Below are 8,978 nucleotides of genomic sequence, written 5' to 3'. Positions count from 1 at the left end.
AACGGCGTGACAAGCTTCACCAGCCTGGCGACTTTCAACGGGATCATGGCAGCCTCCGCCTTCGGTGCGTTCTTATTGCATCATAGCCCAAGCGCTCAGGCCCCCGCGGGGAACTGGAGGAGAGTTGCAGGCGCCTGCTTCACCCACGCCTGGATGAGGCAGCGCTGCGCCAAATCGATGGGATGGCGAGCTGCCCGCGCTTATCGGAGTGGAATGGTTTGAGTTGAAACCGCCGCGCCAGGGCAGTCCGGCCAGCACCGCGGGCTCGCCTCCTCCATGGTCGTCGATCTGCTGGTCGTCCAGGGCGCGGCGCGGTGCCACCAGCGCCTGACCGCTCCGACCCCAACCACCGGGTAGTCGCCGGCTTGGGCCCCCGCTCCGTCAACGGGATCATGGCAGCCTCCGCCCTGCGTCAATTCTTGCGATAAACCCACGTGATCTAGGCTCGAGCCCAATCAACCGCCAGGAGCCGCCCAAAGATCCCGGGATCATCGGCCGAGCCGCCTGAGTCACAGACATCTGCAATCAATGCCGACAAAGCACCATGATGCCCTGAGACTGCACCCCGGTATGTACAGCAACCATCCCGGTAAACAAGCAGCTCTGGCAGATCGTCTGGAAGATACGTGTCCAGGAATGCAGCATGGTCCTCGACATCCAGCCACAAGCAAATTCTTTCGTCTTCCGTATTTCGGGCCAGGGCGTCGAACTCCGGGCGAAGCAATCGGCACCTCGCGCACCACGCTTCAGCGCCGATAACGAGCAACAACTGACTGCCCGGAAGGATCAGTCGCCGGGAAAGCTCTGCAGCGTCATCCCAAGGATCCAGAATCATGCTGCCGCCAAACGAGCAAGCTGAAGCAGTTGAGCCCGGGCCGGGGCGCGGCAGTCAAACCAAGGACCGCCCGCGAGACGCAGACGCTGCGCGGCAATCCAGCGCAGGGCCTGGGGCCCATTGCGGAGCACATCGAGCAGCCGCTCCCGGTTCAACTCGCCTCCCCAGAGGCACGGCTGCTCCGTCCGCGGGGGCACGGCAGCCGCCTGCAAGGCTGCTGCATCGATATCCGGCAGGCCTGGGTCGAGATCGTCGGTCAGACGCGTAACCTGACCGTCATCAAGCCGTGTCGGCGGGAGCGCCAGGCCGGCCAGTTCCGGATCAACGCCCGTCAGCGCAGCCCAGACCCAACCAGCAAGCCGAGCAGCATCTGGATGATCCGCCTGGCGTGCGACCCAGGGCAACAGCGCGCCGTCACCATGGTGAAGAACGAAGTAAAGGCCAAGGCGAACGGGAAGTTGCTGAAGGAGCTGAGCTACGCCGGGATGCCCCAACGGAACAATCGGGCCAAGCTGGCGCACCCAGCGGCCAAGCCGGTGTTCCGCATCACGCCGGGGGCGCCCGGTAAGGCTCGCCGAAACCTGGAGCTGCTGCATGACACATTGCCAGAGCGCCGAGGCAGAAATCAGGGTATTGCTCGGAGCCTGCGCAATGGCCGCCTCCGCGCGCACGGCTTCATCGGCATCCGAGAGCATGGGCAGCAGCCGTTCATACTCGCGCAGCTCACCCGCGAGTCGGCATGCAGCGGCCCGCACCGGAGCATGGCACGAGCCCAGCGCAGTCTGAAGATGCCCCCGAAGCCCTTCCCTCTCATCGTCAAGGCCAAGCCGTGAGGCTCGCCACGCCACCACCTGCAAGGCCGGGGGACTCCCCTCGACACGCCAGCGGGCGACCCAGGTCTGCCGCTCCTCTGGCGTCACCCACGCCAGCGCACTGATCAAGCCCCGCAGCATTCGTGCCGGGTCCGCCTCGACAAGGCCCCACACCACCCTCAGACGCTCACCGGCATTCGGAGCCTCAAGCGCAAGCAAGGCGCAGACGAAGGCCTCACCGCTACTGCGCCAGCGCTGCAAGCTGGACAAGGCAATCGCCCACCCCGCCTCACCCGCCACCCGCAGGCCGTCGAGATGCGCTTCGAGAAGCCGGTCGAACTCGATGAGTTCGATCAAGCCGATCAGTGGCGAATGGACACTGTCATCGTGGCGCGACCAATAAAAAGCTGCGTCACCGGCGTGACGGGCTACGAGCGGGGCAATGATGGGCGAGGTCATGTCGAATCCTGCTGCCAATAATGCTGGCGTTTGAGCACCTGCTTCACGTCGTGACGACAAAGATCATTTGGCATTATTCACCATCATCAAAAGCGCCTTGATTGCAGCCTACTGGGAATAAATTGGCCGCGTCAGACCCCGGCTGCTGTGCTGCCTGGGCTCCGCCTGCACTGAGGTCGCGTCGATGATCTGACCACCGCGTGCGATGAAGCCCCTTTTGAGCAGTTGCGCCGACACGCCATCGCGGCCACTTCACCAATACGGCTCCCGGAGGTCTAAACCGTGGTGCGATCGGGGGGTTTGTAGCGCACCGGGTGGAGCAACCGGAACACCATCTGCTCGTCCGGCAAGTTGAATAGCTGCTTCAGGACCAGGATACGCACCATCATCTCGGCCGGTATGGCGAGCCGGCCGCTTGGGCTCTGACCGGGCACGGCACAATCAGACCCACCTCACCGGCCAGCGCGACAAAGTCGACATACGACTCGATCTCGGCAAGCGGATCACCCAGGGCATGGATCTTCTTGCGGCAGTGTTCGTCAGCGAACAGAGCGGTCTTGACGGCGCTGCGCGGCTTCATCGGGGCAGATGTTGAAGGAGTTCAGGTCAAAAAAGATTCTTATCCAGTTGCGGGTAGAGTGAGATTTTTCGAGGCACCCTCACGCTGATGCATTCCCAGACAATCAGCGCTGACGCCGGAGCTAACTTTGCTCAAGGCTTTTCTCCATCTGGTACTGGTTAAAAATCAGCCGCCATTTCTGCCCATCATGGAAAGCTGCGCCATGTGCACCGCCCATCAACATCACGCCGTCGGCGGCACTCAGATTGCCGGCACACACCTTGATTTCGGATGGTAGATCCTCGACAGCTTTTAGCTTGTTTTGGCCAACTGTCCAAAGGCCATAATCGCTGGTGCACCACAACCGGTCGGCATGCCAGACGATGTCTTTGAACGGCAGGCTCATGTCACCCCGGTGAATCATCTCCCAGTGATCCGCGCGACCGCGAAACAGCGTACCTGACTGCGCACCGATGTACACATACCCATCCCCCGCACAGCACACCGACTCCAGCAACATATTCGATGGAAAGGGGATGCGTCGCCAGGCTTTGCCGTTACCGTGCCAGACAACACCACGACCCGCGACCAGATAGAGATCTTCGTGGCTGAATCCATCGATGTCCTTGAAAGCCATATCCTCGGATTTTTTGACATCATCATGCTCAGCGGGAGTCCCAAGAGGTAGGTTCAAGCAGAGCGACTCCCAATCCTTTGGCCCTCGCCGCCGGCAGACGGAATGCCCCGCTCCGACTGCATAGGCCATGCCTTGAATCATTCTGGTTCGACGAATCGCCCCCCTGCGCGGCCCCTCTTTCGCTATCGGAATTTCCTCGCGGTCTTTTTTCCCACCACCAGACACGAATACTTTTCCTTCACTTGAAATACAAATTCCTTTTAACTCCGGAAAATGCGACGCCCCCAGACAGAGTACTGCATACCCCTCAAATTCTGTAAATCCTAAATTATTACTCAATAATTTAGGAGCAAACCCAACCCACCTCTTATCCACATCACTTTCAGAAATAGCGCTCACCTTGACGCCTTGCTCAATATTGCGAATCAAGAAATAAAACGCATCGCACCCTCTTACAGCAACATCCTTTATTTGAAAACCAGAAAATATCTTCTTGAAATCTTCTTTCGATATCATCTTTAACCTCAATACGCGCCTACAAAAGCCCAGGCATCGGAGTATATGTTGTATGTTTAGGCGCCCTCTTCCCTGCCGCCAACGGCATGGCCTTGTTGCATTTAGTCTTGTAATAAGCATCCAACTGAGCGCCGAGACATTTTTCATCACACTTTGATTCGGGGAATGTTTCTTGAACACCACCAATCCCCATGTCTCTCATTTTCTCGTAGGATGTGTTTTCTCTGGGACCTGAAAATACATTCCCATTCTTGAAATTTTCCACCCGCTCAAGAAGTGCATCATGCGCCTTGCCGTGTGTGCCGTTTCCACCATTCGTCCCCTCCACACACATTGTCGGCGCACCATTATAGCTATAGTCATCGCAAGCGCGTGCCGCCTCATCTGGAATAACGTGGTGCCCCGTCTGTCCAGGACAACACCCTTCGCCTTTCATACTGAGCGGGTTTATCGTGTTCTTATAAGGCACAAGCAAACACCGCCGGGCCCTGGTGCATGGATTTATTCTGGACAGGACACCCATTCCATTTGCCATGATGTCTGTAGGCGTCTTGTTTTGCATGTTATCGCCCAGTGATTTCAGTTCATTTTGAGCCTCTTCAAAAACACTGACAATCGACTTGATGTCCTTAACCGCTAGCGCTGCATCAACCGCATCGAGCGCGGTCAAGCCCCAACCAAGAACTGGAACAAATTTTGCCAATCCTTTTTTTGCCAGTGCTTCGACGCCCGTGCCTATCATTTTTTCCATGATCGCGTCAGTCGTCGCCTCTTTAACAATGGGCAGAATTTTCTCCGACAAAGCGGCTCCTAGGTCATCCGACATTTCGCTCAACATCTGATTGAATTCAGAAATCTCCTCGGCAGCATTCTTGGCGTTAGGCTTGACCCACAAACCATCGCAGTGCGATGCCATCCAGGCATTCTTGTCACTGGATTGATGACCGTGCTCTTTCTTTACTTTTTCCGCCATGCCATCAAGTTTCGCAACCCGCTTTTCACCCAGAATCTTTCTTAGCGCAGGATACTTTTTCTTGTCTGATTTTTCCTCTTCGGGCTTGCAGGCTTTGTCTATCTTTTCAAAATCGTCCTTACAAGCGGATTTAACCACCGACGTATCAATATAGTAGTTCGCAGCCGTATTGGAACCCATGATCGTGACCCTCGCGTGCCGGCTCAGCTATGGTTATGCGTCATCGGATCCATGTGCCTGCACACATTGAGCCCCTCGACCTTCACATCCGGCGACCAGTCGACAAAATAGGCCTTCCCCTTGATTGTGTGCGAGGAGACCCCCATCGGGAAGCTCCGGGTGGCGGGCTCGTTACCAACACTGTTGGCGAGGAAGGAGGCGTCCTTCTTTGCCAGGGGCTTGCCGCAGATGAAGACCGTGGTGCTGCCCTTTTTCAGATCCTTCGCGAACGCTGTATTCGGGTAGGGGATGACGACAGGCCCCGCGGGTGGGCCCGGCGGGCTCCAGCACGGGTCGGGAAAGGCCGCCGGAGAGACACCATCGGCAGCCTGGGAGCAGAACTCGCTGTCGTTGGCATAGACATGGGTTTTCATCTTCAGGCTCCTGGTATTACGCCGTCACCGGTTGATAACTTACGACGATCGCACTTCGTTCGCCGTCATCGTTCGCCAGGTGGATGAGGCCCCGGGCACCGGGGCCATCCTCCCGGGGCATGAGCCTTTGAAGCCAGGCGAGCATCAGGGGTCCGGTCGCAGCGCCCACTTCGCCGACGCAATCGGCGGTGGTCAGCGTTGGCGGTGCAACACCAAGCCGAGTGAGCGCATTGGCGGCTTCGCGGGCAAAAAAACTCTCACCGTTCTGGTCGCTGAGCCGGAAATCCAGGTCGTCCGGCTTGAGCTGGGCAGCGGCCAGTGCCGCGCGCATCGCCCGCGTCAGGGCACGCCCACGGCTGGGCGTGCTGCCGTCGGGCCGTCCGTCGGCACGATCCCGGCCAACCCCCCTGATGACGAAACCCGGCGCATCAGGGGCTGCGGCTTCGAGCAACACCGCAGCAGCAGCCTCGCCCGGCAGAAATCCGTCCCGGTTCATGGTGGTGAGCAGACGCTCCTGGGCGAGGTAATGATTGATCGTGGCAGCGTTGAGATAGCTGTCCACCCCTACCAGCAGCACGCGCCGGACGTGGCCTTGATCGATCAGATGCCGGATGCGCAGCAAGGCGTGCCCGAGCCCGGCCCGACCGGCGGTGAACACGCGTGAGTCAGCGCTGAAAGTATGCCCAAGGACTCGTTGTGCCGCCTGGGCCGTGGCGAACTGGGTGCGATCGTCCCCATGAGGGCGCTCCCGCTCGAGGGTCAACAGACACAGCGCGGTGTCTGCCGTCTCAAAAGCCTTCACACCACCGAGGCAATCAGCCACGGCCTGGCGCACCCACAGAGCGAGGCGCTCGCCCCCCCAGAGGGTCGCGCTGGGCAGGCGGGCCACTCGCAGGCGCTCACTGCCGTCGGCAACGAAATCACTTTCCTGGAAGTGGTCCATCCCCGCACGCAACGCACAGCTCGCCGCATCCGCGGTGTAGCCCACGGAGCAGCACAAGCCACTGGAGATGACACGCAGGGCGCCGACACCCGGAGCGCTCATGCCGAAGCGCCTCCGCACCCACCGCAACTGGCGTCCAGACCCAATATTTTGGCGTTCCACCACGCGGGGTCGACAGGGCCGACCGCAATTAAATCGAACTCCTGGATACGACGCCGAATCGGCGTACTTGCCCGCCACACGGCGCTGAACCTCTGTGCCTCGGTTTCAAAGTAAAGGGTATCGACGACGGAGCCAAGCGCCTCGGTGCTGTGATCCGTGCGCAACACCTGCACAGACAAACCCGCCAGAGGTGGTAGTTGAAACTGGAGATCCGGGACCCCTTCAAGCAGATTCACCAAACGGACGGGCTCACCTCCCCGTGGGTAATCGAGTTGCTGATCTGCCGGAGCGCACTGATTGAACCGGTCGTCAAAGTCTTCGGGCAAAAACGGAAAAACGTCCCGCCGCCAGGCTTCATCGTAAGTGCCGGCATAAGCCAGGCGCTGCGGCCAATGGCGCCCGATGGCAGACAGTGCGACGGGGCGATATGCACCATCAGGGCGGGTTACCGGCTCATCAGGAGCTTCAAGACTGGGCGCGAAGCTGCCAGAGACATGCCCCTCGCTGCGTTTGCCGATCCAGCCTACACCAACTGGATTTTCAAGAAAGGTCTCGACACCACTTTCACCATCCTGTCGATAAAAGGAACGTCCGCCGAAAGCTGCACCGTAATGAAGCGGCAGGACGGTAAAGGGCTGCGCCTCACCGATGCGCATGCGCCCCTCCTCGGGAAGCCAGCGCCGCGGCCCGTGAACCCGGATCTGCTTGATCATCGCACCCACCTGAACGCCGGCCCGTAGCGATTGCACTGGTTGGCCGCCCGGCGATCGTGCGCACGCAGAAAACAACACATCACAGCGCGGCTTGAAACGCGCAAAATCATCTCCGTACAACATCGGGGACTCTCCCGGCTCGCCCAGAAACACATCCCGATACGACAAGGGCTGAGGCCGAAGCGGCCGCGGGCGCTGCCCCGGATCTGGAATGCGCCAACTGGCTTTGGCAACAACAACCAAGTGCTCGCGCCCCTCCCGGTCCAGAGCCGAACTGACTCCGACCGCAAGATGCTTGGCGCTGCAGAGGACTTCCATTTCAGTTGATCTGCACCGACCCACCGCGAATACGCTGGCTGGCACTGGCATGACTGGTGACGTATGCACCGCGGATCTGGACATGCCCGTCGGCATCAATCGAAATGCACGCCTCACCGCAACGCAACTCAACCCCGTTGTCGGCTTCGATGACGAGACGGCCATCCTCGTTTCGAATGGCGCATGAAACTGGATCGGGGTTGCTCCGGGTCACGGCGTTCAGCATGAAGCCGAGCACAATGGGCCGTTGAGGGTCAGCACCTTCAAACCCAAGCGCAACCGCCTCCCCGATACGCTCGGGGGGGAGCGCAACAAGACTACGCGCAACAACACCGGACAGCCCGAAAGCGCTGATACCCACGCGGGCAAGCCCATCAGGATCCACGGCCTCGAGCTGCCCTATGGCAATCCCATCGGCTCTTGCCGGCAATGCGGTCGCGGGGCGTCTCAGCAGATCCTGAAGGGGGGAACTCACCTGCGATGAGACGACGGAACGATGCTCAGTTTTCAAGGATTTTCGCCCCCTTCAATGTGATGTTGCCATCTGCTTTGGCTGCAATTTCACCGCTCATGCCTATGGTCAGGTCGTTTCCGTTCAGCGTGATCGTGCCGTCCTTCTTCATCACCAACGTGCTCTTGCCTACGGTGAGCGATATGGAGTCGCCCGCGGTGATGACGAAGTTCTTGCCGGCATCCTTGGTGATATCGTCACCGGCACTCTCGGAGCTGCTGTTACCCACCTTGATCGATTTGCCGAGACCCACCTCCTCTGCCTGAGCGAGCCCAACCGCAGTGTTCATCGCCGCACCTACAGTCACGGCATAGGCGCCGCCGATGCTGAGGGCCTTGGCAGCACCGATGGTTTCCATCTTGGCGATCGCCACCGTCTCGCTCTTGTTCGCACCTACGGTGACGCTGCGGTTGGCACCGATTGTGATGGTTTCATTGACACCCACGCTCTCCTGCCGGTTATTGCCGATGGTGATCGTCTCGTTGTTGTCCACCATCTCGGTGCGGTTGTGTTTGACGTGGGTGGTTTCGTCGTGGTCGATGGTTTTTGTGCGGTCGTGGCCGACCGACAGGCTGGCGTCGTTTTCGACGACGTTGTCCTGGTTTTTCTCGGCGTGGACGTAGAGCTGCTCGGCGCCCTTCTTGTCCTCGAAGCGGATTTCGTTGAAGTTGCCCACGCCGCCGCCCTTGCTGGAGCGGGTCTTGATGCCGGTCTGGGTCATGTTGGCCGGCAGCGCGTAGGGCGGCATCTGGTCGGCGTTGTACACCCGCCCGGTGATGATCGGCCGGTCCGGGTCACCCTCGAGGAACTCGACGATGACCTCCTGGCCGATCCGCGGGATGGCGATCATGCCCCAGTTCTGGCCGGCCCACGGGTGCGAGACGCGGATCCAGCATGAGCTGTTTTCGTCTTTCTGGCCGTAGCGGTCCCAGTGGAACTGCACCTTT

Annotated in this window: 10 protein-coding genes and 1 pseudogene; 1 reads left to right on the top strand and 10 read right to left on the bottom strand. The window is 59.7% G+C overall.

What is annotated here, in order from left to right; all coding sequences use genetic code 11:
• Window positions 1-439: 439 nt before the first annotated feature.
• Complete coding sequence (locus ZRA01_RS21420) at window positions 440-724, bottom strand: hypothetical protein (protein WP_371859323.1); 285 nt, start codon at window positions 722-724, stop codon at window positions 440-442.
• Here ZRA01_RS21420 and ZRA01_RS21190 point away from each other — a divergent pair.
• A complete protein-coding gene (locus ZRA01_RS21190; RefSeq protein ID WP_246093764.1) occupies window positions 644-859 on the top strand; it encodes a hypothetical protein in 216 nt (71 codons plus the stop codon). The two genes, ZRA01_RS21420 and ZRA01_RS21190, sit on opposite strands and share 81 nt — an antisense overlap.
• Here ZRA01_RS21190 and ZRA01_RS19055 read toward each other — a convergent pair.
• From ZRA01_RS19055 to ZRA01_RS19010, 9 genes and pseudogenes are all read right to left on the bottom strand, one after another.
• Window positions 832-2,106, bottom strand: coding sequence for a hypothetical protein (locus ZRA01_RS19055; protein ID WP_141354962.1), 1,275 nt, complete (start codon window positions 2,104-2,106; stop codon window positions 832-834). The two genes, ZRA01_RS21190 and ZRA01_RS19055, sit on opposite strands and share 28 nt — an antisense overlap.
• 135 nt (window positions 2,107-2,241) lie before the next feature.
• A pseudogene (locus tag ZRA01_RS21185) lies at window positions 2,242-2,686 on the bottom strand (transposase); the annotation flags it as partial.
• A 121-nt stretch (window positions 2,687-2,807) separates the two neighbouring features.
• Complete coding sequence (locus ZRA01_RS19040) at window positions 2,808-3,818, bottom strand: WD40/YVTN/BNR-like repeat-containing protein (protein ID WP_141354959.1); 1,011 nt, start codon at window positions 3,816-3,818, stop codon at window positions 2,808-2,810.
• A gap of 19 nt (window positions 3,819-3,837) precedes the next feature.
• Complete coding sequence (locus tag ZRA01_RS19035; RefSeq protein ID WP_141354958.1) at window positions 3,838-4,971, bottom strand: HNH/endonuclease VII fold toxin-2 domain-containing protein; 1,134 nt, start codon at window positions 4,969-4,971, stop codon at window positions 3,838-3,840.
• Window positions 4,972-4,994: 23 nt separating this feature from the next.
• Window positions 4,995-5,384 carry a DUF4150 domain-containing protein gene (locus tag ZRA01_RS19030; protein ID WP_141354957.1) on the bottom strand — a complete coding sequence of 130 codons (390 nt, stop codon included), beginning with the start codon at window positions 5,382-5,384 and terminating at the stop codon, window positions 4,995-4,997.
• Window positions 5,385-5,400: 16 nt separating this feature from the next.
• Entirely contained in the window at window positions 5,401-6,429 is a 1,029-nt protein-coding gene (locus tag ZRA01_RS19025; protein WP_141354956.1) for a hypothetical protein, read from the bottom strand.
• Entirely contained in the window at window positions 6,426-7,520 is a 1,095-nt protein-coding gene (locus ZRA01_RS19020) for a DUF2169 family type VI secretion system accessory protein (RefSeq protein ID WP_141354955.1), read from the bottom strand. Before ZRA01_RS19020 ends, ZRA01_RS19025 begins: the two co-directional genes overlap by 4 nt.
• A 1-nt stretch (window position 7,521) precedes the next feature.
• The gene (locus ZRA01_RS19015; RefSeq protein WP_141354954.1) at window positions 7,522-8,031 is read right to left on the bottom strand and encodes a DUF6484 domain-containing protein; all 510 of its coding nucleotides are present in this window, start codon (window positions 8,029-8,031) and stop codon (window positions 7,522-7,524) included.
• Window positions 8,021-8,978 (bottom strand): type VI secretion system Vgr family protein (locus ZRA01_RS19010; protein WP_141354953.1); only part of this gene is annotated, 958 nt, incomplete at its 5' end. The genes ZRA01_RS19015 and ZRA01_RS19010, both read right to left, overlap by 11 nt.

This window comes from Zoogloea ramigera (assembly GCF_006539865.1).
Classification (GTDB): Bacteria; Pseudomonadota; Gammaproteobacteria; order Burkholderiales; family Rhodocyclaceae; genus Zoogloea; species Zoogloea ramigera.
This window is presented reverse-complemented; position numbering and strand designations above follow the sequence as displayed.

What these genes read in the sequence shown, in the direction of transcription:
- ZRA01_RS21190 (WP_246093764.1), top strand. Translation starts at nt 644, where the DNA reads ATGGTCCTCGACATCCAGCCACAAGCAAATTCTTTCGTCTTCCGTATT.
- ZRA01_RS19055 (WP_141354962.1), bottom strand. Translation starts at nt 2,106, where the DNA reads ATGACCTCGCCCATCATTGCCCCGCTCGTAGCCCGTCACGCCGGTGAC.
- ZRA01_RS19040 (WP_141354959.1), bottom strand. Translation starts at nt 3,818, where the DNA reads ATGATATCGAAAGAAGATTTCAAGAAGATATTTTCTGGTTTTCAAATA.
- ZRA01_RS19035 (WP_141354958.1), bottom strand. Translation starts at nt 4,971, where the DNA reads ATGGGTTCCAATACGGCTGCGAACTACTATATTGATACGTCGGTGGTT.
- ZRA01_RS19030 (WP_141354957.1), bottom strand. Translation starts at nt 5,384, where the DNA reads ATGAAAACCCATGTCTATGCCAACGACAGCGAGTTCTGCTCCCAGGCT.
- ZRA01_RS19025 (WP_141354956.1), bottom strand. Translation starts at nt 6,429, where the DNA reads ATGAGCGCTCCGGGTGTCGGCGCCCTGCGTGTCATCTCCAGTGGCTTG.
- ZRA01_RS19020 (WP_141354955.1), bottom strand. Translation starts at nt 7,520, where the DNA reads ATGGAAGTCCTCTGCAGCGCCAAGCATCTTGCGGTCGGAGTCAGTTCG.